Annotated in this window: 26 protein-coding genes; 3 read left to right on the top strand and 23 right to left on the bottom strand. The window is 38.4% G+C overall.

Annotated features, from left to right (window positions below):
• Positions 1-3: 3 nt before the first annotated feature.
• Positions 4-1,161 carry a sporulation protein YhbH gene (gene yhbH / locus JNUCC51_RS14805; RefSeq protein WP_337988688.1) on the bottom strand — a complete coding sequence of 386 codons (1,158 nt, stop codon included), beginning with the start codon at positions 1,159-1,161 and terminating at the stop codon, positions 4-6.
• Between the two features lie 319 nt (positions 1,162-1,480).
• Complete coding sequence (locus JNUCC51_RS14800; protein WP_443137003.1) at positions 1,481-3,376, bottom strand: PrkA family serine protein kinase; 1,896 nt, start codon at positions 3,374-3,376, stop codon at positions 1,481-1,483.
• Positions 3,377-3,800: 424 nt separating this feature from the next.
• Between JNUCC51_RS14800 and JNUCC51_RS14795 the strand changes: the two genes are divergently transcribed.
• Positions 3,801-4,805, top strand: a complete 1,005-nt coding sequence (locus JNUCC51_RS14795) for a M23 family metallopeptidase (protein WP_337988686.1) — start codon at positions 3,801-3,803, stop codon at positions 4,803-4,805.
• Positions 4,806-4,900: 95 nt separating this feature from the next.
• Here the strand turns inward: JNUCC51_RS14795 and JNUCC51_RS14790 are convergent, their stop codons facing one another.
• Together JNUCC51_RS14790 and JNUCC51_RS14785 are read right to left on the bottom strand one after the other, a co-directional pair.
• Positions 4,901-5,209, bottom strand: coding sequence for a hypothetical protein (locus tag JNUCC51_RS14790; protein ID WP_337988685.1), 309 nt, complete (start codon positions 5,207-5,209; stop codon positions 4,901-4,903).
• Entirely contained in the window at positions 5,194-5,784 is a 591-nt protein-coding gene (locus tag JNUCC51_RS14785; RefSeq protein ID WP_337988684.1) for a copper amine oxidase N-terminal domain-containing protein, read from the bottom strand. The genes JNUCC51_RS14790 and JNUCC51_RS14785 overlap by 16 nt, the downstream gene beginning before the upstream one ends.
• A gap of 339 nt (positions 5,785-6,123) precedes the next feature.
• On the opposite strand from JNUCC51_RS14785, the gene JNUCC51_RS14780 reads away from it, so the two are divergent.
• A complete protein-coding gene (locus JNUCC51_RS14780) occupies positions 6,124-7,818 on the top strand; it encodes a methyl-accepting chemotaxis protein (RefSeq protein ID WP_337988683.1) in 1,695 nt (564 codons plus the stop codon).
• A gap of 219 nt (positions 7,819-8,037) precedes the next feature.
• Here the strand turns inward: JNUCC51_RS14780 and JNUCC51_RS14775 are convergent, their stop codons facing one another.
• The 4 genes from JNUCC51_RS14775 to JNUCC51_RS14760 all read right to left on the bottom strand — a co-directional run bounded on the left by JNUCC51_RS14775 (position 8,038) and on the right by JNUCC51_RS14760 (position 10,563).
• Positions 8,038-8,724: a hypothetical protein gene (locus JNUCC51_RS14775; protein ID WP_337988682.1), complete on the bottom strand. Its 687-nt coding sequence runs from the start codon at positions 8,722-8,724 to the stop codon at positions 8,038-8,040.
• 92 nt (positions 8,725-8,816) lie between these two features.
• Positions 8,817-9,356: a methyl-accepting chemotaxis protein gene (locus tag JNUCC51_RS14770; protein WP_337988681.1), complete on the bottom strand. Its 540-nt coding sequence runs from the start codon at positions 9,354-9,356 to the stop codon at positions 8,817-8,819.
• Between the two features lie 212 nt (positions 9,357-9,568).
• The gene (locus tag JNUCC51_RS14765; protein WP_049668806.1) at positions 9,569-9,763 is read right to left on the bottom strand and encodes a hypothetical protein; all 195 of its coding nucleotides are present in this window, start codon (positions 9,761-9,763) and stop codon (positions 9,569-9,571) included.
• 302 nt (positions 9,764-10,065) lie between these two features.
• On the bottom strand, positions 10,066-10,563 hold the full coding sequence (locus tag JNUCC51_RS14760; protein ID WP_337988680.1) for a YehS family protein: 498 nt from the start codon (positions 10,561-10,563) through the stop codon (positions 10,066-10,068).
• Between the two features lie 207 nt (positions 10,564-10,770).
• Here JNUCC51_RS14760 and JNUCC51_RS14755 point away from each other — a divergent pair, with 207 nt between their 5' ends.
• Positions 10,771-10,968 (top strand): alpha/beta-type small acid-soluble spore protein, encoded by a 198-nt coding sequence (locus tag JNUCC51_RS14755; RefSeq protein ID WP_049668804.1) that lies wholly within the window; start codon positions 10,771-10,773, stop codon positions 10,966-10,968.
• Between the two features lie 105 nt (positions 10,969-11,073).
• Here the strand turns inward: JNUCC51_RS14755 and JNUCC51_RS14750 are convergent, their stop codons facing one another.
• From JNUCC51_RS14750 to JNUCC51_RS14680, 15 genes are all read right to left on the bottom strand, one after another.
• Positions 11,074-12,288, bottom strand: coding sequence for an MFS transporter (locus JNUCC51_RS14750; protein WP_337988679.1), 1,215 nt, complete (start codon positions 12,286-12,288; stop codon positions 11,074-11,076).
• 1,058 nt (positions 12,289-13,346) lie between these two features.
• The gene (locus JNUCC51_RS14745) at positions 13,347-14,315 is read right to left on the bottom strand and encodes a tRNA dihydrouridine synthase (RefSeq protein WP_337992242.1); all 969 of its coding nucleotides are present in this window, start codon (positions 14,313-14,315) and stop codon (positions 13,347-13,349) included.
• A gap of 375 nt (positions 14,316-14,690) precedes the next feature.
• Positions 14,691-14,879: a hypothetical protein gene (locus JNUCC51_RS14740; protein ID WP_323655684.1), complete on the bottom strand. Its 189-nt coding sequence runs from the start codon at positions 14,877-14,879 to the stop codon at positions 14,691-14,693.
• Entirely contained in the window at positions 14,879-16,252 is a 1,374-nt protein-coding gene (gene rlmD, locus JNUCC51_RS14735; RefSeq protein ID WP_337988678.1) for a 23S rRNA (uracil(1939)-C(5))-methyltransferase RlmD, read from the bottom strand. Before rlmD ends, JNUCC51_RS14740 begins: the two co-directional genes overlap by 1 nt.
• Positions 16,253-16,502: 250 nt before the next feature.
• Complete coding sequence (gene cydS, locus JNUCC51_RS14730; protein ID WP_337988677.1) at positions 16,503-16,625, bottom strand: cytochrome bd oxidase small subunit CydS family protein; 123 nt, start codon at positions 16,623-16,625, stop codon at positions 16,503-16,505.
• A gap of 13 nt (positions 16,626-16,638) precedes the next feature.
• Entirely contained in the window at positions 16,639-17,664 is a 1,026-nt protein-coding gene (locus tag JNUCC51_RS14725) for a cytochrome d ubiquinol oxidase subunit II (protein ID WP_337988676.1), read from the bottom strand.
• Positions 17,661-19,007 (bottom strand): cytochrome ubiquinol oxidase subunit I, encoded by a 1,347-nt coding sequence (locus JNUCC51_RS14720; protein WP_337988675.1) that lies wholly within the window; start codon positions 19,005-19,007, stop codon positions 17,661-17,663. Before JNUCC51_RS14720 ends, JNUCC51_RS14725 begins: the two co-directional genes overlap by 4 nt.
• 372 nt (positions 19,008-19,379) lie before the next feature.
• Positions 19,380-20,294: a diacylglycerol kinase gene (locus JNUCC51_RS14715; protein ID WP_337988674.1), complete on the bottom strand. Its 915-nt coding sequence runs from the start codon at positions 20,292-20,294 to the stop codon at positions 19,380-19,382.
• A 132-nt stretch (positions 20,295-20,426) separates the two neighbouring features.
• Complete coding sequence (locus JNUCC51_RS14710) at positions 20,427-20,987, bottom strand: thioredoxin family protein (RefSeq protein WP_337988673.1); 561 nt, start codon at positions 20,985-20,987, stop codon at positions 20,427-20,429.
• Positions 20,988-21,327: 340 nt separating this feature from the next.
• The gene (gene gatB, locus JNUCC51_RS14705) at positions 21,328-22,755 is read right to left on the bottom strand and encodes an Asp-tRNA(Asn)/Glu-tRNA(Gln) amidotransferase subunit GatB (protein WP_337988672.1); all 1,428 of its coding nucleotides are present in this window, start codon (positions 22,753-22,755) and stop codon (positions 21,328-21,330) included.
• A 1-nt stretch (position 22,756) separates the two neighbouring features.
• Positions 22,757-24,220, bottom strand: a complete 1,464-nt coding sequence (gene gatA / locus JNUCC51_RS14700) for an Asp-tRNA(Asn)/Glu-tRNA(Gln) amidotransferase subunit GatA (RefSeq protein ID WP_337988671.1) — start codon at positions 24,218-24,220, stop codon at positions 22,757-22,759.
• 24 nt (positions 24,221-24,244) lie between these two features.
• Entirely contained in the window at positions 24,245-24,532 is a 288-nt protein-coding gene (gatC, locus tag JNUCC51_RS14695) for an Asp-tRNA(Asn)/Glu-tRNA(Gln) amidotransferase subunit GatC (protein WP_010857153.1), read from the bottom strand.
• 292 nt (positions 24,533-24,824) lie between these two features.
• Positions 24,825-25,070, bottom strand: coding sequence for a hypothetical protein (locus JNUCC51_RS14690; RefSeq protein WP_337988670.1), 246 nt, complete (start codon positions 25,068-25,070; stop codon positions 24,825-24,827).
• Positions 25,060-25,578, bottom strand: a complete 519-nt coding sequence (locus JNUCC51_RS14685) for a hypothetical protein (RefSeq protein ID WP_337988669.1) — start codon at positions 25,576-25,578, stop codon at positions 25,060-25,062. The genes JNUCC51_RS14690 and JNUCC51_RS14685 overlap by 11 nt, the downstream gene beginning before the upstream one ends.
• Entirely contained in the window at positions 25,575-25,823 is a 249-nt protein-coding gene (locus JNUCC51_RS14680) for a hypothetical protein (RefSeq protein WP_337988668.1), read from the bottom strand. The genes JNUCC51_RS14685 and JNUCC51_RS14680 overlap by 4 nt, the downstream gene beginning before the upstream one ends.
• Positions 25,824-25,905: the final 82 nt, after the last annotated feature.

Raw genomic sequence — 25,905 nt, 5'->3', positions numbered from 1 at the left:
GATTTAAGATTCACTTTTTTTGAAAAAGCTCTTTAAAGCATCGTAAACATCGCCTTTTTTTCTCAAAATATGATATCTAAACTTAGGGTCATCTATTTTTTTATATGTGTACATAAGTGTAGAAAAGCGGTTATGTTGATTGACTTCACCATAGCCAAACATGCTCGATACATCCATTAACTCTCCCACTAGCTTTAAGCACTTTTCATTATCCATTGATATATTTTCACCATCTGAAAAATGTACGGGATAAATATTATAGCGAGAGGGATTATACTTTTCCCGAATTAGTTCCAATGCCTTTATATAAGCAGATGAACAAATTGTTCCACCGCTTTCTCCCTTCGTGAAAAACTCCTCTTCTGTCACTACTTTTGCCTCGGTATGATGCGCAATAAACTCAATTTCCACCTTTTCATACTTGGAACGTAAAAATTTTGTCATCCAAAAGAAGAAGCTCCGTGCACAATATTTTTCGAAGGAACCCATCGAGCCACTTGTATCCATCATGGCAAGGACCACTGCCTTCGATTCAGGTTTTTCAACTTCATCCCACGTTTTAAAACGCAGATCATCATTATGAATTGGCGTAATTTCTGGTTTTCCTTTCATAGCATTACGCTTTAACGCATTTAGGATTGTGCGCTTTTTATCGACATTTCCCATTAAACCTTTTTTACGAATATCGTTAAACTCAATTTTTTCCGTCTTAATATCCGCCTTTTCTTTCTCCTGTAGGTTTGGTAGCTCAAGCTCGTTAAATAACACATTTTGAACCTCTTCAATGCTTACTTCAGCTTCATAATAATCCTGACCTGGCTTGTCGCCAGCTTCTTTCCCTTTACCATTAGCCGGATTGCCTCTGCTTGCATCACGTGCAACCACATCACCAACATTACTGTCTCCTTGACCTTGCCCAACATGCTTGGAGTTATCATAGTTATATCGAATTTTATATTCATCAAGTGAACGTATAGGTATTTTAATTACCTCGCGACCATTGGACATGACAATACTTTCTTCACTAACTAAATCGGGTAAATTATTCTTAATAGCATCTTTTACTTTTTCCATATGCCGTTGCTGGTCCTGGTGCCCTTTACGATGGAGGGACCAATTTTCCTGAGAAATGGCAAAACGTTTATTTTCGTTTTCAGTCATTTTTATCCTCACCCATCTATCAAATTCGCTTTTTCTATACTATGCTAGTGATTCGCTTTCTTGAACTAACATTAAAACCGTATTTATCTCACCACCTATAGAGGTGGGAGTCTTCTGTACCTGCCGCTACGCTTTCGATAAAGAAAATAATTGTACCTGCTGTTTCACTTACGTTACATAAAAAATTTGTGACGCTTTGCTTTCGCTACAGATTTGCTGAAAGAAGTTAAAATGAAGATAAAAGGAGTGCCCTAAAATGGGACACTCCTATTCATTCCTATCAATAGTTTTATAGTTTCCACTGAATAGGTCAAAGCCACTAACGATTTAACAGACTACCTACATACTGCAATAATTCATTAGCAGATGTTGTATTATAGCCATGCTCATCAACAAGTCTTGCTACAACCTCATTAATCTTCTTCAGCTGTGATTCATCCGGCATTTTTGAGGATGTTGTAATTTTTACGACATCCTTAAGATCCGCAAATAGTTTCTTCTGTATCGCTTCTCGTAATCTTTCATGAGAATTATAATCAAAACGCTTACCTTTTCGAGCATAAGCAGAAATACGAATTAATATCTCCTCACGGAATGCTTTTTTTGCATTTTCCGAAATGCCTATTTGTTCCTCTATAGAGCGCATTAATTTTTCATCAGGATTCATTTCCTCACCAGTTAATGGATCGAGAATTTTATTTTTATTACAAAACGCCTCTACATTATCGAGGTAATTATTCATCAATGTTTTTGCAGACTCTTCATACGAATAAACGAATGCTTTTTGCACTTCATTTTTGGCAATTTCATCATACTCTCTTCGAGCAACTGCAATATAATTCATATATTTTTCTCGATCTTCCTGAGAAATAGAAGCATGCTGGTCAAGCCCATCCTTTAGTGCACGCAGAACATCTAACGCATTAATAGATGGTACCTCTTTTCGGATAATAGCAGAAGAAATACGATTAATAATATATCGCGGATCAATACCGTTCATGCCTTCGTTTGGAAACTCTTTTTTAAGCTCCTCTAAGTCAACGGAATTAAATCCCTCCACATTTTCTCCGTCGTACAGTCGCATTTTTTTAATAAGATCCACACCTTGTTTTTTCGGAACTTCCAATCTTGTTAGAACCGAAAAGATTGCTGCGGCCTTCAATGCATGTGGCGCAATATGAACATGTGCCATATCGCTTTCTTTAATCATTTTTTTGTAAATCAATTCTTCCTGACTAACTTTTAAGTTATAAGGAATCGGCATGACAATAATACGTGAATGTAGCGCCTCATTCTTTTTATTTGAAATAAATGAACGATACTCTGTTTCGTTTGTATGCGCAACAATTAACTCATCTGCACTAATCAATGCAAATCGCCCTGCTTTAAAATTACCTTCCTGTGTTAAAGATAGTAAATTCCATAAGAATTTTTCATCAAGCTTTAACATTTCTTGGAACTCCATCATACCTCTGTTTGCCTTATTAAGCTCACCGTCAAAACGATAAGCACGAGGGTCGGATTCTGAACCAAATTCTCCGATTGTTGAAAAATCAATACTACCTGTTAAATCTGCAATATCCTGTGATTTTGGATCTGAAGGCGTAAATGTACCTATGCCCACACGTTTGTCTTCTGAAAAACTAATACGTTCAATCATCACATTCTCAATACGTCCATCGTACTCTTTTTCAAGACGCATCGTATTTAAAGGCGATAAGCTTCCTTCAATTCGTATACCATATTCCTCATAAAAATCATTACGCAAATGATGTGGAATTAAATGTAAAGGATCCTCATGCATTGGACATCCCTTAATTGCGAAAACTGCACCTTCATCTGTTCTCGAAAATTGCTCGAGTCCACGTTTCAACAAGGTTACTATTGTTGATTTACCACCACTTACTGGTCCCATTAATAACAAAATACGTTTTCTAACATCCAATCTTCGTGCTGCTGGATGGAAATATTCCTCCACCAGTCTTTCAATTGCTGTTTCAAGCCCAAAAATTTCTTGCCCAAAAAATTCATACATTTTTTGCCCATCGCGTTCCTCTACACCAGCACTTTTTATCATATTGTAGACGCGTGAATGGGCTGTTTGAGCTACTTCAGGTCTTTCCTTGATGATGTTTAAGTAATCTGCAAATGTACCTTCCCACTTCAGCCGATTTTCTTCTTCGCGATAGCTTTTCACTTTATCTAAAATGTTGATAGCCTTCCCTCCATTCAGGGCTTGATTTATAACATAGTATGAAGGAAATGGCATTATGATACCCAATACTTTTTCTTTGTCAAAGTTTCTTCTTATTGCCCATAATTTTTTCCTCTAAATAACTGAAGTTTAAACGCAAAATAAAATAATTTATGGCTCATCTCCATAAAATGTTTGATTTCCGTTCCGGCTGGTGGCGTCCAATGAGCCGCTTGGGCTGCAGATGTCTTTTGCGCGAAAGCGCAGCGACAGCGGCAGATGTTTTTTGTGCGAAAGCGAAACGGCAGCAACAGGATAACATTATTCGTTATATCTGATGTTTTTTTATAAAAACTGCTCAATTCTACCGCTTTGTTTTCCCACAAAAAGTGCTGAATGAAGATAAAAAATTCGGTTATTCTAACGTTAGAAAGGAGGTCCATTATTGAATCGGCATTTTATTTTCCTTTTATCATGGATACTTTCATGGAGCTTTACTTTCCCCACTGTTGCTTTAGCAAAAGAAGAACCCACCCAAGAAGAAATTGTGCAGCAACGTATGGCCTATTACGTACAATTTGACGAATTACTTATCCCATGGCATTTCTTAGCAGCCATTGACCAATATGAACGAAATTTACAATCAGTTCGTAAAGATATTCCGAAACGAGATGGTATCGTTGCCATTCAATTTTCTGATGAATATTGGTCAGGTGCTTTAAATCCTGTACGAGATGATACTCGCCCAGAAACAATTAGTTACTTCGGCGGTATGGGATTAGATGGTAATAACGACGGCGTTGCAAGCCCTAAGGATGACGCCGATACCATTTTTTCCATGGCTACATTTTTAAGTAAATTTGGAACAACAGATGAAGACTTTAAATTAGCTTTATGGGAGTATTACGGTAGTGAACAGGCCGTAAATCAAATCTTCACCATTTCCAACATGTATAGTCATTTCAAAACAACTGAGCTCGACGATCATACATTCCCAGTCCCTACCAATTACGATTACAGCTATCGAAGTACATGGGGTGACAATAGGGGCTGGGGTGGACGCCGTATTCATGAAGGAACAGATATTTTCGCTAGTTATGGTACTCCAGTACTTTCTACATCTTATGGAGTAGTGGAAATAAAGGGCTGGAACCAATTTGGTGGTTGGCGTATAGGAATTCGAGATAATCATAACTCATACCATTATTATGCCCATCTTGGTAGTTATAATAAGAAAATTAAAGTAGGCGACTTTGTCGAGCCTGGGACTGTTCTCGGTTATGTTGGTAGTTCTGGTTATGGTAAAGAAGGAACGTCAGGAAAATTTCCACCTCATCTTCACTATGGTATATATAAGTTCAATGGACGTACAGAATGGGCGTTTGATCCATACCCATCATTACTACAATGGGAACGACAAGCAAAAAAAGCAAAGCAAAACAGTAAATAAATGTTAATACACAAAAAAGAAGGTGGATAAAATTTACTTTATCCATCCTTCTTTTTTGCTACATATCTGCTTCTATGTTTAGCCAAGCTCAGTCGCTAATCTCTCTGATCTGTCCGTTTCTCCCCTTCAATTTTTAGAACTAGTTTGTTGCAATCGTTGTTGTTGCAATTTTCTTGGCTGAATTTTCCCAGCTCCGTATCTTTGCCCTGAGCGTCTACAATTCCATAAGTGAATAAGCCATGCATATACTCGTCCAAGAAATAAACATAGCTTTTAAAGGTTGGTTTCGCTCCCCACTCTCGTTTAGCAACATCATCCTTCTGCCATTTAATGACTGCCAGACCTTCATTATTAACTTCATAATAAGCATCGCTATAGCCGGCGAGATTTAGCGTGAAACGCAATGCTTCTCCTTCTGGAAAAGTGTAATAGAAGTAATTATACCCTCTCCAGCATGAAGAGGTGGCGCTTCCTCTGTGAGTTTTTCTAGTCCAAGTGCAGTATGACGCGCCTTCGTAAGATCCCCGTGTATCAGTGTCTCGTATTCTTCCTGACCCGCAGGTGTACGGACAATAACCCGTTTATCTTTGTTATTGTAATAGACATAACCACCAAGTGTCTCGCTAATGAAACGAATCGGCACATAAATGGTACCGTTTTTGTTTACTACTGCAGTTTCTAATTTTACCGCCTTCCCATTAACTGTTGCTGTTTTTCTTCCCGCCACAAGCTGCACTTTCTTACTCTTATCTTTATTTTGAATCGTGACGACACCGGTCTTAGGATCATAAGCGAGCACAGGCCATGACGGGTCGCTCAGAGACCTTAATTTAACCATTGTTCGTCCTTCAACCGTAATAAATTCATACTCAGCTTGACCGTTGACAAAAAGTGACGTAGAAAAAGCCGCATTTGCTGAAGTATTACCAATAAAGCTCACAAATATCACGAAACCTATTATTTTGAACCATTTGTTCACACCCTATCCCCCCTATAACCGCATTGTTTTCCGGAACAATTACACCATTCAAACTTAAATATGGATAATTAAGAGGAACTTTATAGAAGCTCATCAGTTAGGTATAAATACATAAAGGCATTAAAAAAACAACAGAATTTCAATTTAGACGTATATATTTAACTATCTATCATTCATAACAGGATTTGTTATTGTACTAAAAAACCATTTTTAAATTTTTCCATTAAAAGGGCTTATGTATATATCTAATTAGTTATAAAATATATTTGTACTATAACAATTATTATTTCTATTTTTTTACAGTTTCACGAAAATGAACAATAAAAGGGATGGGAAAAGATGAAAGGTATTTTTCAGTTTAAAACACTTAAAGCTCGTATATTAAGTGCATTTCTTCTTTTGTTAGTATTAGTTGTTTGTTTTACAACCTATACTTATATTTCTAATAATAAGATGGAAGAACAAGCAGAAGATTTAGTAAAAGAAGATTTACAAGTCTTAACTGCAAGTAAGAACTTAGCAATGTCTCTGAGTGTTCGTCTTTCTGCAGCTTTAAGTTATGTTGTATCTGGTGAAGAAAAATACATAGAACTTTTTAATGAGTATCGTCAAATTGCTGAGGAAAATGTTAGTATTGTAGAGAAATACGAAAATACGCCTGAGCGTGCGGCGCTAGTAGAAATGGCACGTACATGGAGCAATCGCGTAAATGCCGAAGTATTCGATGTTTATAAAAAAGGTGATAGAAATTTAGCATTAAAAAATTTAACAGCTATGAATAATCTCGTAACCGAAGCTCTTGATGGATATGAAAAATTGGCCGATAAACGTTCAGATTCCATTACTAAGGTGGGAGATGACGTAGTATCAACTAGTTTAAACAATAAAACAGGTGGACTGATTGTTAGCATAGTATTGGCAATCGTAGGTGTCCTAATCGCCATCGTCACTGCTAGAAATATTTCTAAGCCCATTACAATTGTCTCAAAGCGCATGAGCGAATTAGCGGATGGCAATTTGCAACATGAACTACTCCCAATAACTCATCATGATGAGATTGGCCAATTAATGCTTTCCACCAATGAAATGAATGAAAAATTGAAGCAAACGATTAGCTCAATCCATACTGTTTCTGAAACAGTAGCAGCTAGTAGCGAAGAGCTGGCCCAATCAGCTAATGAGGTACAATCAGGTACAGAACAAATTACCGTGACTATGCAGGAGCTAGCCTCTGGCACAGAAACACAAGCCTCTACAGCAGGTGATTTAGCCGAAACAATGGCTTCATTCCAGCGTAGTATTCATGAAACAACACAGGAAGGCATTGAATTAAAAGAACATTCAAGTCATGTTCAAGAACTAACAACAACAGGCAAAGACTTAATGATACAATCAACACAACAAATGGCAACTATTAATGAGATTGTGTTAGATTCAGTTAAAAAAGTTGAAGGCTTAAATGTGCAGTCTGCTGAAATTTCCAAGCTAGTTTCTGTTATTGATGATATTTCAAATCAAACAAATTTACTTGCCTTAAACGCTGCCATCGAAGCAGCTCGTGCAGGAGAACATGGTAAAGGTTTTGCAGTTGTAGCCGATGAAGTTCGTAAACTTGCAGAACAAGTACAATTCTCTGTCACTGATATTTCAACAATCGTCAACCGTATTCAAGGTGAAACTGACAATGTAACAAGCGCTCTGCAATCCGGCTATGAGGAAGTAAAAAGAGGAACCGCCCAAATAAATCAAACAAATGAAACATTTGACCAAATTTCGGAAGCCGTTGAAGAAATGATTCTTAACATAAATAACATTTCAGGAAATTTAAATAAAGTTGCTCAAAATTCCGAGTCTATCAATGTCTCTGTTGATGAAATGGCTTCTATTTCTCAAGAGTCTGCAGCTGGTGTAGAACAAACAACAGCAACTGTAGAGGAAACTGCCGCTACTATGGAGGAAATTTCAAGGAGTGCAAATCAACTCGCTAGTATGGCTGAAGAGCTAAATATCCAATTACAACAATTTAAAATTTAAAGTACGAATGATTCTTAATATACAGTAGTTTGAAGAACGTAAACGTTTTGGATCTTTAGCGGAGATTTCTTTGGTCCGAGTAATTCGTGGTGATACCGGATCACTTTTCTAGCTCACCCGAGCACTTTGAGGCGACACCTCGTCACTCTAGATTATCCTAGAAGTTAAAAAGCTATCTCGACATTTTGTTCGAGATAGCTTTCTTTACTTCATATTATTTTATTGCCACTGTCTAATTGGTACCCTTTCAAGCTCATACCGTTTTATAATCACACTGATTTTCTGAAACCATTCCTCACATAACTCTAGCGCTTCTTGATATTCATCCTCTTCTCTTGATATAGGCTCACCGTTTTCCAGAAAAACATATTCTAAAATAGGATCAGATAAGTTATCAGCTACAATTTTCAACTTTAATTGAGACACAGTGTTATACTCAGGATCCTCTTCATCGCATTCCTCTTCTTCTATATCCAGATCTTCACCAAGTAATGACCCACTTATTAAACTATTGCTAGTCCTAGCAATATACATTTCATCCTCTACTATAGCAACTTCATATATTTTATTGAATGAGATTTCTTTTTTTATCAATTCTTCTTCTAAATCCTCTCTACTTACGAGGAAAAGTGTATTTGTAGGTTCATTTAGTAATAAAGCATTTAAACAATCATTTGAGATGATGCAATGCGTATGAGGGATAGCCATAAGCTCCTCCTCACTTGCCTCTTTCATTTCATTTAATCTATTGTTATAAATATATTGTTCTTTAACAAATCGAATAATTCCTGCTATTAATAGTCCTAAACCAATTAATAAATATACGTTACTAAATATATCTGTTTCGACTGACTTTGCTAGTAATAAATAAATCATTCCTAGAAATAAAAGAAAAAAGGTTTTCATCCATATCCCACCCTCAAAAAGATAATCGATAGGATTATTTCATCCATGTTAATAGAAATTTTATTCTAACGATTATCTTTTCATTCTTAATTTCAGTGGGAAATATCTGTGTTTTTAGCGTCTACATCAAACTTTGAAACGGATTTTTCAAGTTCTTCTGCCATTTTGTTCAGTTTTAAAACAGAATCGAGTATATCTTGATTGTAGCTTTCTTGCTCCATCGTACGCTCTACAACACTTTCTGTTGCCTTTGCAGCCTTATTAGCAAGCATCGTTGTTTCCATAACTCCTGCTGTAATCTCCTCAGAAAATGCGGACATTTCTTCTGAGGTTACAGAAACTTGTTTGGTATGAGATACTACTCCCTGAATAGATTGGAGGATACTTTCAAATGATTTTCCAGCTTCTTCAACAGCTTGTAAACCGTCTTCTACATTTCCTGTTACAACATTCATAGTTTGCACCGTTAAGCTCGTATCCTCATTTATTTTGGAAATCAAATTTGATATACTATTCGCCGATTTTTCTGATTGCTCTGCAAGCTTTCGTACTTCTTCAGCTACTACGGCAAAGCCTTTTCCAGATTCACCAGCTCTAGCCGCTTCACTCCTGAGAAAACAGGTGCCTGCCACAGTTCATTTAATAAACCTACGAATCAGCTTGCATTGTACTAATTAAATTGTATATTTCCGTTGCAGATTGTGATGATTGCTCAGCGGCAGCAGTGGGTCTTTGGACACCCCCTGGAATAAATTAAAAGCAGCTACAACGCAATATTGTAGCTGCTCTATAATTTTGAATAATCAATTACCCCTAAATGATTATTCATATTAAAGATAATTATTTATTTTAGTGTCATGTATAAAACTGACGGTATGAATGATAAAGCAAACATACAGGAATACCATATAGATGTACGGCGTAATGAAAAACGAACTTGTTTCTTTTCTGCATAAAAAATGTCTAACATCACTGAAGCAACAACAAGTGGGATAGTAACACATGCGATAGCAACTAATAAAATGTTTAAACCAAACATAAAAGCACCCCTCTGTTCGTGAACATTTATTTTTCCTCTTTGTGACAACTTTATGTCAATTATAGTGTACACAATTTCGTCACAAACTGTCAACTAGATTCAACTAAGAAAACCGTGCATTTTGTAGAATATTTTTATCAAAATAAAGAAATTAACGTAATTCTCTTCGTAAAAAAAGCAGCTACTAAATAGCAGCTGCTTTTTAATCATTCATTCATTGGCTCTTTATTAAAAATCAAACTTGACAAACCTACGAGGACGTATCTAACTACAACACCTCAGATCTAATCAAGAGTTGATTCTTATAATTCTCTATATTTATATGTCAGCCCTCTTAAGAAATTTCTTACAAAGCGATCGCCACATTCTTTATAATTACGATGACTTGGACTTCTTAAAATGGCACCTAATTCGCCTTTCGAAACACTAACGCCTCCGTCATATAAAATATCAAGTATCTCCTCACTCGTTAAGGCTAACGCAATCTTCACTTTCTTTAATAGCATATTATTAGGGCTTTCTTTCCCAGAAACAGGTAGTGGTCCTTCTGGCTGACCAGACTTAGACTTTTGCGGCCCTCGTTTAAATGTAATAAATCCATTTAAAAATGCCTCTACCATTTTATTATTACATTTGATGTATTCTTCTGGTGCTTCTTCCTCATCATTAACTTTAATGAGCATGTTCAATACTTCTTCCTTCGTAAAGTCCATGCCGCCTAATTTAAAAATTTCAACCATATCTTTATTTTTGATATCTAATGCATATCTTAAACGAATTAAAATATCATTGTTCGTCATTTAAAAAACCTCCATTTTGACTGTAAAAGCGCTCCTAATAATCATATCCTCGAAATTGAAGCATTACTTTATTATAGCAGAGACATACACAATTTTAGTTAGCTTTCCAAAAGTTACTTTACTATAGTATTTAGAATGTGCATTTTACTTTTTAACATGTATGATTACCTAACTCTCGACCATTCTAATCACAAGGAGGTGAGAAAAATGGCTAATCGTAGTTCAAATAAGCTTCTAGTTCCTGGTGTACATGAAGCTGTTGATCAATTGAAGTATGAAATCGCACAAGAATTTAATGTACAATTAGGGCCAGAAGCCTCTTCTCGTGCAAACGGTTCAGTCGGAGGAGAAATTACAAAACGCCTCGTTGAAATGGCTGAAAAACGTTCAAAAGGTTTATTATAATAATAAATTTCAAAAAGAACGAATCCCTTTTTAAATTGGAATTCGTTCTTTCATGTTTTAACTTCTTTCTGCGGATGTCACAGAATTATGCCGAGGCATATTGGTTTAATTAATTTCAAACAGTTGTAAAGCCTCGCTTGTCCCCTTTTTAAGGGTTAGCATCACAATAAAAGAAATGCAATATAAGGCAGCTAAGTAGATCATAACGATCGTCATATCATAACTTTGAAGGATATATCCGACAAAGATCGGTGAAAATCCTCCAATTGCTCTACCAAAGTTAAAAATCGTGTTTGTAGCTGTACTTCGAATTTGCACTGGATAAAAGCTACTAATTAAAGCTCCATACCCTGCAAACATACCATTTGAGAAGAAGCCGACAATTGCACCACCGATTAAAATTGCGACACTTCCTGTGGCATATGAGTATAAAAACACAGCACATGCTGAAGCAAGTAAAAAGAAACCAAATGCACGCTTTGCCCCAAATCGGTCCATAAATCGTCCAAATGTTAGCATCCCGATAATCATGCCCACTGCTGTGCTAATCGTCCATAGTGCTGAGCTTGAAACGGATAGACCTTGAGATTTTTGCAACATAGATGGCAACCAAATCATTAAGCCATTGTAACCTGCAATTTGAACTGTTGCCATAACGATTAATGTGATTGTTGTCATCGATGTTCGCGGCGTTTTAAATAATTGTGCCAGCTTTCCTTTTTCATGTTGCTTTTCGATTTTTTTATTTTTCTGAGCAGCCAACCACTCCGGTGATTCCTCAAGATTTTTTCGTACAATAAAAGCAAAAATTACAGGTACCACACCAACAAAGAATAAAGCTCTCCATCCTAAAGTAGGAAGAATAATGGCACTTAGTAATGCTGCTAAAATAACTCCGTATTGTGCACCCACACTAACATATGAAGAGGCTCTTCCTTGCTTATTCTTCGGCCAAGCCTCGGCAACAAGCGCCATACCAATGCCGTATTCGCCCCCAGCACCAAGTCCTGCAATAAATCTATAAATATAAATTTGTTCAATATTTGTTGCTAATCCAGTTAAAGCTGTACCAAGCGCAAACAACAAGACGGTATAAGTAAATACTTTTACCCGCCCATACTTATCAGCTAAAACCCCGAAAATAATGCCGCCCAATAGCATACCAATATTCGTTATAGAAGATATCAACCCACCCGTTGCGAGATCAATGTTAAATTCCGAAATAATCATTGTCATCGCAAAGGAGATAAACATAATGTCCATCCCTTCCAACGTTAAACCAGCTACTGACGCTACCACTGTTTTCTTACGATAATCCATTCTTACAATCCTCCAGTTTCTTGTTGATTGATCAATTATGCCTCGGCAAATTGCGTCCGGAATCGGCTTTGTGCTTAGGCCTGCAAATGTTTTTTGTGCGAAAGCGTAGTGCTAACGCAGCGGCAGCAGCACCGATGCAGGTCAGTTAGCCGTTATCGCATGGATGCGATGGTTTTAGGCTAACATCCCCTAAGCACTCCTTTCCGATCTCCGTGACATCCGCCGGAGGCTTTAGGCCAACGTGATGTTGGTCACTCAGTCGTCGCCACAGGACGTGGCGTTCTTAGACTGAGTTCCTCTATTTCAGCGGGTGTTTGGACACCCGTTGAAAAGTAACTTAAATCCACATTCATCTCACGACCTATGAAGGTAGGAGAATCTGCTGAAAGAAGTTAAAATCTCTTTTAGCCTATTTGAGGGAATGGATTATTCAATACTTTTCCATTCTCTTTTGAAGCCTCACAGGACTCCCTTTAAAAGAGGTATAATTGGGAAAATAAAAGCCCTTCTGTCACAGAGGACAAAAGGGCATAAGAAAACAAAGATATTGTTAGCTTTAAAAATATCATGTAGCCCTTTTCAGCCTCTCTGGACCGTATTAAAGGAAATTTATTTCGTTCATTTATATCGTTCTACATTCTATAAGATTATTATTGAAAAAGCAATACTTTTAGTAAGGAAAATCACCTCAGCTCTTAGAAAATAGAGATATAAAATTTTTATACTGATCGTTGAAGTACAAGAAATGTAATTGCAATCAAACTGCGAATACATTCATGATGGAGAGAATAATTATAGATTGATAGGATGACTAAATTATGGAAATAACATTCAAAACACAGGTTTTTATTAGTAAATAAATGATAATACAGGACAAAATTATTAAGGGGGGCTCGCATAGCTAGCCTTTTAACCTGCGAAATCTTCTACTACTAAGAGGGGGATTATTTTGAGCCAACCATCAACAGAGATTTTTATACGTAACTTTGAAAACAAAACTGAATTAGGCAACAGAAAAGAGGGGTTCTTTGCCCCTCTTTTCTATCTACCGTCCATAGTCAATCCACATTGTTTGATTCAAAGTTATCAAGCAATGCACGCACTTCATCTGTTGATTTCGTGTTCATCAATTGATTTCTTAATTCACCAGCTCCACGGAACCCTTTGACATAAACTTTAAAAAATCGATGAAGCCCTGTGATTGAACGTGGTAGTTCTTCCGCATATTGATCTTGAAGATCAAGCTGCAGTCTTAAAAGATCAAGGTACTCTTTACTGCTATGCTCTTTTGGTTCCTTTTCAAAAGCAAAAGGATTTTTAAATATACCTCGCCCAATCATAACACCATCAATACCATATTGTTCAGCAAGTTGCAGCCCAGTTTGACGGTCAGGAATGTCTCCATTGATTGTTAGTAGCGTATTTGGTGCAATACGGTCACGTAATTTTTTGATTTCCGGAATTAGCTCCCAATGCGCATCTACTTGGCTCATTTCCTTTCTTGTACGTAAATGAATAGAAAGGTTCGCTATATCCTGTTTTAAAATATGCGTTAGCCACTCCTCCCACTCATTTACATCGCTAAAGCCAAGTCGTGTTTTCACGCTGACAGGCAGTCCGCCCGCTTTTGCTGCTTGAATAAGCTCTGCCGCTACATCTGGACGCAGGATAAGGCCACTACCTTTCCCTCTCGATGCCACATTCGGTACAGGGCAGCCCATATTAATATCAATTCCTTTAAATCCCAGCTCTGCCATACCAATACTCATTTGACGGAAATATTCGGGATTATCCCCCCAAATATGTGCCACCATTGGCTGTTCATCTTCTGTAAAAATCAAACGGCCACGCACACTTTTCATGCCCTCTGGATGACAATAGCTATCCGAGTTTGTAAACTCTGTGAAAAATACATCCGGTCGGCCAGCTTCACTTACTACGTGACGAAAAACAACATCTGTCACATCTTCCATTGGTGCAAGTACAAAAAATGGTCGTGGTAAATCACGCCAAAAATTATCTATCATTTCAAACTCAATTCCTCTCACTATCGATACATCTTCAAACTCTTGGTCATAAAATATAAAGCCCAAAGTTCCACTTCTTTTACACTCATCTCACGCTAAATAACTGATTATTATTGATAATTTGTGAAAATCGGTAATGTTTATTTTAACGAAAATCGGTCCTGAATATCATAAATCAATCGAATTATAAACCATTTGGTATCAAACCCACGTTCTTGGACTGCCTATTATCATGTTCTGATACCAATTATGAGGTGTTAATTTTCATCACATATATCAAAAGTAACCTCTTCTATTCAAGCATAAGATTACCCTTCCATGCTTACACAAAAAGGATGGAATATTCACTCCATCCTTTCAGAGTTCTATCATTTACTAATCAATCACCCGAGCAACATCCCTACCACAAGTCTTGCACTTCCCCTTCAATACAGGGGCATATTCTCCCTCTTGTATCGTGTATTTCACAATTGCCGTTACACCACAATTGCCACAAAATACGTTTTTCACGAGCATTTCTCTGATATCTTTCGGGATAGAGAGCCATTTTTTTGCTGCGTCCATTATGATCGCTCCTTTAGAGTTAGTTCCGTAACAACCTCCACATGCGTCGAATGCGGGAACATATCCACAGGTTGAATCTCCTGTGTTTGATAGCCCCCATCCTCCAAAATGCGAAGGTCACGTGCTAGTGTAGCTGGGTTACAGGACACATAAACAACTCGCTTAGGACGTTGTTCTAAAATTGTCTTTAGAAGCGCCTCATCGCAGCCCTTACGCGGTGGGTCAACTACTAAAACATCCGCTTCTTTACCTTCCTTATACCAGCGTGGGATTACTTCCTCGGCTGGACCTGCCTCAAAATACGTATTAGTAAAACCATTTAATTCCGCGTTGCGCTTCGCATCTTCAATAGCTTGCGATACAATTTCTACACCCATAACAGCCTTTGCTTTTTGCGCAAGGAACAATGAAATTGTGCCTATACCACAGTAAGCATCAATTACTCGTTCATCACCCTGTAAGTCAGCGTAGTCCAATGCTTGTTTGTAAAGAACTTCCGTTTGCTGAGGATTTACTTGATAAAATGAACGAGCAGAAATTTCAAAACGCACATCGCCAATTGTATCAATAATAACGTCCTTGCCCCACAGGTTTACGGTTTCATCACCGAAAATAACGTTCGTTTTGTCGCTGTTTACATTTTGCATAATTGATGTTACGTTCGGGACAAGTTTCTTAATTGTCGCAACAGCGGCTTCTTTTTGTAGAAATTTTTTCTTTTTAGTTACAAGAACAACCATAACTTCACCAGTTGCTCGTGCTTTACGAATAACTACGTGACGTAGCATTCCCTCATGCGATACCTCGTTATATGGTCGAATACCGATAGCAGCTAATTCCTTTTTCAAGCCTGCTAGAATAGCGTCTGCTTCTCCTGTCTGAATTAAGCAACGCTCCATGTCCACAATGCTATGAGATTTCGTTTTATAGAAGCCAGCAATTGCTTGTCCTGCTTCATTTGAGGAGAAAGGTATTTGTGCTTTATTTCGGTAATGCCAAGGCTCTTCCATGCCTTTCACAGGTAAGACAGGTGCATCAATCTTACCAATGCGCTGCATGACATTACGCACCATATTTTCTTTCCATTTTAACTGTCCTTCATAAGACAGGTGCTGTAATTGGCAGCCACCACATTGCTTGAAATATTCACAAGGTGCATCTACACGGTCTGGTGACGGCTTTAGAATTTCTGCAACCTTCGCAAAGCCGTAATTTTTTAACGTTTTTAAAACATGTACTTCCGCCGTTTCATTAGGAAGTGCACCTTGGATAAATAATGGATAGCCATCGACCTTTGCGACGCCATTGCCATCATGTGTTAAATCTTCTATATAAACTGTTAGTCGGTCATTCTTTTTCACGGGTGCTGACATTCGTACATCCTCCATTTCAATCTCTTTATTGTAGCATGTTGTGGCGGATGAAAAAAGAACAAGGCTTAATATTAACCGCTCGGGTATGACGAGGAAGTGATCTAGTCTACTTCTAAACTGCTCGGGTAAAACCAGAATGTGATCCGCTCTCCTCCCAAACTGCTCAGGCAAACAAAAAAGTAATAAGCTCTTCCTTCCCATGCACCAAAACGGAGACCTCTCCACTTTACATGAGTAGAAAAAAGAGCCGCTATTCGCGACTCTTCCCCTCTTTCCTCGCTGTGTGATAGTCTCTAGGTGACCACCAGAAAGCAGCAGCTATCCCAAGAATGACGACTATAAATGGCGCATAAAACATTAGAAAACTTGCCATAGTTTTATCCCTCCTATGCGTGATTGTCTTCTTTTCCGGTCACGTAATTTTTGTTGAATAGGAATAATTTCAACAACAAGAACAGTGATGGAATAAGCAAGCACAGTCCTAAAATAAACGCAATGACGAGTGCAATCGCCATTTGTGTACTTGTAAAGCTATCGTAAATTGTTAAGTAAGGATATAGTAAATATGGATATTGTGCGATACCATATGCGAAGAACGCCACTGCAAATTGGGCAATCAATAATCCAACCGCAAGACCGTAATTTTTTCGCATCCATATTAACACTACAGTAATAATAAATAACACGGCTGAAATGACGAACATCCACCATAAATTGACCATATTATCGTAACTTTCAGGATTGATGAATTTCATTTCGTACGTAATGCCGATTGCACTCACCATTAAAGGCACCGCCCAAGCAAGTGCATATCTTCGCATTAAATTTGTGGCTTCTTTATCCTTTGCTTTATGAGCGTACCAAGTTAAAAACACAGCTGAAATATAAAGAACAGCCGCAATGCTTAACACGACAATACTCCAAGCAAATGGGCTCGTATACAATGTCCAGTAATTCAAGACTGGTTGCCCATTAACAATATCAACATAGCCACCAGCAGCAATCGCAAATACAACAGAGAGTGAGGCTGGAATGAGCAAGCCTGCTACCCCATATGTCAGTGTGTAACCGATATGTCCACGTGCGCCATATGATTCAAACGCATAATAGGAGCCTCGTATTGCAAGAAGCACTAGCGAAATACTAACTGGAACAAGTAATATCGTTCCATAATAGAAAGCTGTTTGTGGGAAAAATCCAACAATCCCAACAAAGAAGAATACTAAAAAGACATTGGTTACTTCCCAAACTGGTGATAGATAACGCTTAATAATATTCGTTAAAATATGATTTTTTCCGATGAGTAGGCTGTAGGCATTAAAGAAGCCTGCACCAAAATCGATTGAAGCTACAATGACATAGCCAAATAAGAAAATCCATAAAACAGAAATACCTAAAATCTCTAATGTCATAAGATGTCACCGCCTTTATCAGCATGGCGATCTTCTATTTCTCGCTCAATTGGATTCTTTTTGAACATACGAATCAACACTACCATACTTCCTATTCCTAATACGGCATACACTCCTGTAAACAATAGCATCATTAAATCTACATGATCACTTGTCGTGGCCCCTTCTGGTGTTCGCATTAATCCATATAAAATCCAAGGCTGTCGCCCTACTTCAGCAAGCCACCATCCTGTTTCAATCGCAATAATGGAAAGTGGTCCGCCTGCAACAACAATCCATCTAAACCAACGTGAATGAATAAAATGCCAATCACGTGCTTTCCCGGTTACATAAAGTAGTGAAACGAGCGCCATGAACATTCCAATAAACACCATAATATTAAAGAGGTAATGAATATATAGTGGTGGTCGATCTTCTTCAGCAAATTGATCTAATCCAATTACCTCTGCATTTGGATTATTATGTGCTAAAACGCTTAAAGCATAAGGTACTTTAATAGCGTATTTTACTTCTTCTCCTTCTAATACACCAAATAGTATAAGGGAAGCTTTGTTTTCAGTTTCAAAATGCCACTCAGCTGCAGCTAGTTTTTCTGGCTGATATTCTGCTAAATATTTTCCTGAAAAGTCTCCAATAATCGCTGATGCAATGGAGAAAATCAGACCTATCTTCATAAGTAGTAATAAAGATTTTTTATGATATATGTGCTTAGAACCTCTAAGCATACGGTATCCTGCAATTGATGCTAACACAAATGCGGAAGTCATATAGGCTGTAACGAGAACATGCGCTACCTTTGTCGGCATTGCTGGGTTAAACATTGCTAAAAATGGTTGAATATTCACAAGCTGTCCGTCCACAATATCAAATCCTTGTGGCGCATTCATAAACGCATTGACAATTGTTATAAACACTGCTGACATCGATGCACCGACTGCAACCGGAATTAACAGTAACATATGCTTCTTCTGACTATCGAAGCGATCCCAAGTATATAGGTAAATGCCTAGAAAGATGGCTTCAAAGAAAAATGCAAACGTTTCCATAAAAAGTGGTAATGCAATTGTCTGACCGGCAAGCTGCATAAAATTCGGCCATAGTAAAGATAACTGTAAGCCAATTGCTGTCCCTGTAACAACTCCGACTGCAACCGTAATAACAAAACCTCGTGCCCAACGTCTTGCCATTAAAATATAGTGCTCATCATTCTTTTTATACCCAGTCCATTGGGCGATCATAATCATTAACGGGACACCAACACCAATCGTTGCATAAATAATATGGAACGATAAAGTTAACTCTGTTAATGCTCTACTCCAAAAGACTGCTGATTCATTCACCATTTCATTGCCCCCCTAACCTCCAAATATTCTTCCAAGTATGGAAAGTAGCATAATAATTGCAACACTAAAGCTTAGCCAAATGAGCTTTCTTTCCTGTGACTTATACAAAGGCAACACTTCCTTTCCCTTATCTCTTTCCCATTTTCCACTATTGCAACGAAAAAAACCTTTATAATGGACCGGAATTTCGGCCTATTATAAAGGTTTCAAATTTTGTTCAAGTAATATACGCACATTTGCCAATTATTTTTCTTAATTCATTCACAATATCAATTACATGTAAAATATAGCTCTACAAATGGATATCTTACCGATTTTATCCACAGAACAAGGCTCCCGCCTAAATTGAGAGCACCCTGTTCTAATGTGTTATTAAACACGGTCATCCTCACGAATATCTTCTAGTGGAACAAAAATTTCAATGTGGCGCTTTAAGTTTTCAAATGTAGCAGGCGCATCCCCACCATACTCACCATCTAAGTTTAAATGTATTTCATCTTCAGTAGATACTTTTACGACACTTGCCTTTTTGTAAATTACACGGCCATCATTCAAATGCTCGCCTCTTAATGCCATTGCGGCAAGCTGAATAAATTCAGGCAGGCTTACTTTTTTCAATACTATTAAAGTAAAGTAGCCATCATTAATACTTGCATCAGGTGCAAGCTTTTCAAAGCCACCCACTGAATTTGTTAAGCCGCATAAAAACATCATGGCATCTCCATCAAACACTTCGCCATCATATTCGATACGCATATGGGAAGCTTTAATTGATGGGATCATTTCTACTGCTTTTAGGTAATATGCTAGCTGTCCTAGCATTGTTTTCATTTTACTTGGCACTTCATAAGTTAACTCTGTAATACGTCCGCCAGCGGCAATATTGATGAAATAGCGTTCCCCATTTAATAAGCCAACATCAACCGGCAACGTTTCGCCTTTAATAATGATTTCAACGGCAGCATCAATATTTCGCGGAATATGCACGGCACGGGCAAAGTCATTTGTTGTGCCCATCGGAATTAAACCTACTTTCGGGCGGTTCTCAAATGAGCTCACACCTGAAACAACTTCATTTAATGTACCATCTCCACCAACTGCAATGATTATATCAAAGCCGCGTTCAACTGCATTTTTTGCTGCAATGGTTGCATCACCTTCACAAGTTGTTGCGTGACAAGATGTCTCATAGCCTGCTACCTCTAATTTCGCCAATACTTCTGGTAGATGCTTTTTAAACACTTCACGCCCAGATGTAGGATTATAAATGATTCTTGCTCGTTTCATAACATACCTTCTTTGCTTCATAAGATTCTATTTCTTCCAACGAATTATTCGTTTAAATGTTGCATTAGCTTCCAATAGTCAATAAAAGCAGGCATGTCCTCATTTTCTGACATGCAGCCTTACGATTTTCAATTATTGTAATACAGCTGTTACTTGCTTTTTAAAATCCTCATAAACAAATGTCCAATATGATTTATTCGTTATATTTTCTTCACGAATTTCAGCATATAGCGCTTTTTGTGCATCTTCAAATGTAGGATCTTCTTTATCAGGTAAAGTAGCTCGTTTACTCACTACTAGTTCCTGTAATTCCGGTGCACGTGGACCCCATTTTCCAACAACCTGACCAGCATCATCTAATAAAATATAAATCGGGATTGCACGGCCACCGTTTGTTAAATAGCGATCAATTAAATCTGTATCAGCATCACGTAGTACTGCGCGCATTTCTAATCCTGCTGCTTCTGCAACTCGACGAATAACTGGATTGTTTAACATTGCGTCCCCGCACCAGTCCTCAGTAATTGTTAAAATTTTTGGTTGCTTGTTCTTCAGTAATTCGATAAAGCCATCGTTTAGTGGCACTTCGAAGCCATCATAAATACGGAAGCTTTCCTCTTTTAACGTCGTCATATTATCCATATATTGTTGAATCGAAATCGCGACATTGAAATATTGTTGTTCAGTTTTCATTGATTGACCTCCTAAAGTTGTTTTATCATGTTCTATTCTATATTTTGCTATGAATACGCTTTTAAGACAACTATTAAGTGTTAATTTGGTATTTTTTAGTCTAAATTGACTTCAGTTCTAACTGGGAGCGTCCAGTACGAACTGAAATCTACTTATTCAAATGACATACGTTTTAGCGACTTTTGGTGATGAGTATATTTCCATACTGCCTGCTTCAAAATTTTGCTTGTCATGGCATTTATCTTGTATAGATACCCCAAAGAGTCTTTTATATGTATTGATTTACAGAATAAAAGGCCAAGAAAACAAATTTGCTTTCTTGGCCTTTTTGCAATCGCAATTAACGTTTTGCAATTTCTTGTTGTAATAATTTATTGACCATTGGTGGGTTCGCTTGACCTTTAGTAGCTTTCATAATTTGACCAACTAAGAAGCCGATAGCGCGATCCTTACCGTTTTTGAAGTCTTCGATTGATTGTGCATTGTTGTCCAGAACTTCTGTAACGATAGCAAGTAATGCACCTTCATCAGAAATTTGAACTAAACCTTTTGCTTTAATGATTTCTGCTGCAGAACCGCCATTTTCTACTAATTCAGCAAATACTTTTTTACCAATTTTAGAAGAAATTGTACCGTCAGTAATTAATTTCACCATTTCCGCAAGGTTTTCTGGTGTTAATGCAGTATCTTTAAGGTCTTTTTGTTCTGCATTTAAGTATGCAGAAACATCACCCATTAGCCAGTTTGCTGAAAGCTTTGCATCTGCACCTTTAACTACCATAGCCTCGAAGAAGTCTGAGATTTCTTTTGAAATAACAAGAACTCCTGCATCATATGGAGTTAAGCCTAATTCTTCAGCATAGCGTTTTTTACGAGCATCTGGAAGCTCTGGAATTTCTGATTTAACTCGCTCTAACCATTCATCAGAGATCGATAGACGAACTAAGTCTGGCTCTGGGAAGTAACGATAATCATCTGTTCCTTCTTTCACACGCATAAGAATTGTTTTACCTGTTTTTTCATCGAAGCGACGAGTTTCTTGCTCAATTACCCCACCTGAAAGAAGAACATCAGCTTGGCGTAATTCCTCGTGCTCTATACCACGGCGAACATAGTTGAAAGAGTTAAGGTTTTTAAGCTCTGTCTTCGTACCAAATTCTTCTTGACCATATGGACGAATTGAAATGTTAGCGTCACAACGTAGTGAACCTTCTTCCATTTTACAGTCAGATACATCTGTATATTGGATAATTGATTTTAATTTTTCTAGGTAAGCATACGCTTCGTTTGCTGTACGAATATCTGGTTCAGAAACGATTTCTACAAGTGGTGTACCTTGACGGTTAAAGTCAACTAAAGAATGGTCACCAGAGTGAGAAAGCTTCCCAGCATCTTCTTCCATATGAAGACGCGTAATACCGATACGTTTTGTATAGCCGTCAACCTCGATATCAATCCAGCCGTTTTTACCGATTGGTTTATCGAATTGAGAAATTTGATAAGCTTTCGGATTATCTGGATAGAAGTAGTTTTTACGGTCAAATTTTGTTTCTTGCTCGATTTCCATGTTAAGTGCAAGTGCTGCACGCATTGCGAAATCTACAACATTTTTATTAAGTACAGGAAGGACACCAGGATAGCCTAGGTCGATAACTGTAGTATTTGTATTTGGTTCAGCACCGAAGTGAGCTGGTGCTGGTGAGAAGATTTTTGAGTTCGTTTTTAACTCAACGTGTACTTCTAAACCAATGACTGTTTCAAAGTTCATGTTATTTTCCCTCCCAAATTTGAGGAACTTGTTTATGGAACTCCGTTGCTTGTTCAAAAGCATGAGCTACACGGTAAATTGTTGCTTCGTCGAAATATTTACCGATAATTTGTAAGCCTAATGGCAGTTCATTTTCAAAGCCACATGGAATTGAAATGGCTGGCACACCAGCTAAGTTCATAGGAATCGTTAAAATATCATTTGCATACATCGTCATTGGATCATCGACGTTTTCACCAATTTTAAATGCTGGTGTTGGAGAAGTTGGTCCAATGATTACGTCAAAGTCTTCAAATACTTTGTCATAGTCTGCTTTGATAAGTGTACGTGCTTGTTGAGCTTTTTTGTAGTAAGCATCATACGTACCTGCGCTTAGTGAGTAAGTACCAAGCATGATACGACGTTTTACTTCATCGCCAAAGCCTTGTGCACGTGTTTCTTTATAAAGGTCCATCAAATTATTAACATTTTCTGCACGGAAACCATAACGGATACCATCGAAACGAGAAAGGTTAGAAGACGCTTCTGAAGAAGAAAGAATATAGTATGCTGCAAGTGCGTATTTCGAATGAGGAAGTGATACTTCTTCTACTGTAGCACCTAAGCCTTTTAATACTTCTAATGCATCAAGCACTGATTGACGTGCTGCTTCGCCAACACCTTCACCAAGGAATTCTTTTGGCACAGCGATACGTAAACCTTTTACATCACCAGTAAGGGCTGCTGTGTAGTTTGGTACTTCTACGTTTGCAGAAGTTGAATCGTTTGGATCTAATCCTGCAATTGCTTCAAGTAATAGAGCATTATCTTCAACATTACGAGTAATAGGCCCGATTTGATCTAAAGAAGATGCAAATGCAACTAAACCAAAGCGAGATACACGACCATATGTAGGTTTCATCCCTACAACGCCGCAGTATGCTGCTGGTTGACGGATTGAACCACCTGTATCAGAACCAAGTGAGAATGGTACTTCACCTGCTGCTACTGCTGCTGCAGACGCACCTGAAGATCCACCTGGTACGTGGTTTAAGTTCCATGGATTTTTTGTTGTTTTATAGTATGAGTTTTCGTTTGAAGAACCCATTGCAAACTCGTCCATGTTTAATTTACCGATAGTGACCATACCAGCTTCACGTAGTTTTTTAACTACTGTTGCATCGTAAATTGGCATAAAGCCTTCTAAGATTTTAGAAGCACAAGTAGTTTCTAATCCTTCTGTCACGATGTTGTCTTTAACACCGATAGGAAGACCGAAAAGTGGTCCACGCTCTTCAAATGGCACTTTGTCCATTTCAACTGCTTGTGCAGTTGCTTTTTCTTCGTTTGAAGCAAGGAAAGCTTGTACATCGCCGTCAAGCTTCGCAACTCGTTCGTATGCTTCTTTTGTTAAATCAGCGATTGTTAGCTTACCCGCTTTAATGTCAGCTTGTAGCTCCTTTGCTGAACGTTCAAATAACGTCATGAGGGATCCTCCTATGTTTTAGTATTACATGATAGCTGGTACTTTTACTTGACCATCTTCTTGTTCTTTTACGTTTAACATCATTACTTCACGGTCTAAGCCTTTTGTTGCCACATCTTCACGCATTACGTTTACTAGTGGTAAAACATGAGTTGTTGGTTCAACATTCGTTGTATCTAACTCGTTTAGTTGCTCTGCGAAGTCCGTAATTTTACCAAGCTGTTCAGCAAATTTCTCTGCTTCCTCTTCAGTAATTGCAAGACGTGCTAAATTTGCAACGTGCTTAACTTCTTCTTTTGTTAATTTTGCCATTTTTCCACACCTCCGAATACTCACTCAATTCATTGTTTTAGTCGATAACAATAGGGTTGAATAAAGTTAACCATGCAAGTAATCATAACATTTTTCATATTAAAAATCACAACTTTCACCAAAAATAAAGAAACTTTCACTACTATGACGAAGTGTTGTCTTTAAGGGCCACCTTTAGAGTCCTTCATATAGATTGCGCTTTTCGGGTGAAGGGCATGAATTGTGTGCTGTGCTCTCTATTATTTGTCAAATCGAGGAGGGCTTCCGTCGTTGCGATCTCTCTTTCCATCGTTCAGGGGAATCTTTCCGTCGTTTTCGCTCTTCTATCCGTCGCTTCGGTGGGTCCATCCGTCGACCGTTTTTCTTCCGTCGCTTCGAAGACTTTATCCGTCGATCCAGCGATTCTTTCCGTCGTTTCCGCTTTTCTATCCGTCACTTCGGCGCGTCCATCCGTCGCCCGTTTTTCTTCCGTCGCTTCGAAGACTTTATCCGTCGATCCGGCGATTCTTTCCGTCGTTTTCGCTCTTCTATCCGTCACTTCGGGCGTCCATCCGTCGCCCGTTTTTCTTCCGTCGCTTCGAAGACTTTATCCGTCGCTTCGGCGATTCTTTCCGTCGTTTTCGCTCTTCTATCCGTCGCTTCGGTGGGTCCATCCGTCGACCGTTTTTCTTCCGTCGCTTCGAAGACTTTATCCGTCGATCTAGCGATTCTTTCCGTCGTTTTCGCTCTTCTATCCGTCGCTTCGGTGGGTCCATCCGTCGACCGTTTTTCTTCCGTCGCTTCGAAGACTTTATCCGTCGATCCAGCGATCTTTCCGTCGTTTCCGCTTTTCTATCCGTCACTTCGGCGCGTCCATCCGTCGCCCGTTTTTCTTCCGTCGTTTCGAAGACTTTATCCGTCGATCCAGCGATTCTTTCCGTCGTTTCCGCTTTTCTATCCGTCACTTCGGCGCGTCCATCCGTCGCCCGTTTTTCTTCCGTCGTTTCGAAGACTTTATCCGTCGATCCGGCGATTCTTTCCGTCGTTTCCGCTTTTCTATCCGTCACTTCGGCGCGTCCATCCGTCGCCCGTTTTTCTTCCGTCGCTTCGAAGACTTTATCCGTCGATCTAGCGATGCTTTCCGTCGTTTTCGCTCTTCTATCCGTCGCTTCGGTGGGTCCATCCGTCGCCCGTTTTTCTTCCGTCGCTTCGAAGACTTTATCCGTCGATCCAGCGATCTTTCCGTCGTTTCCGCCTTTCTATCCGTCACTTCGGCAATTCTTTCCGTCGTTTTCGCTCTTCTATCCGTCACTTCGGGCGTCCATCCGTCGCCCGTTTTTCTTCCGTCGCCTTGAAGACGTTATCCGTCGCTCTAAAAAGTCTATCCATCACTC

This window comes from Lysinibacillus sp. JNUCC 51, from assembly GCF_015999525.1.
Taxonomy (GTDB): Bacteria; Bacillota; Bacilli; order Bacillales_A; family Planococcaceae; genus Lysinibacillus; species Lysinibacillus xylanilyticus.
Note: the sequence above shows the minus strand (reverse complement) of the source record. Positions and strands in the feature narration are given on the sequence as shown.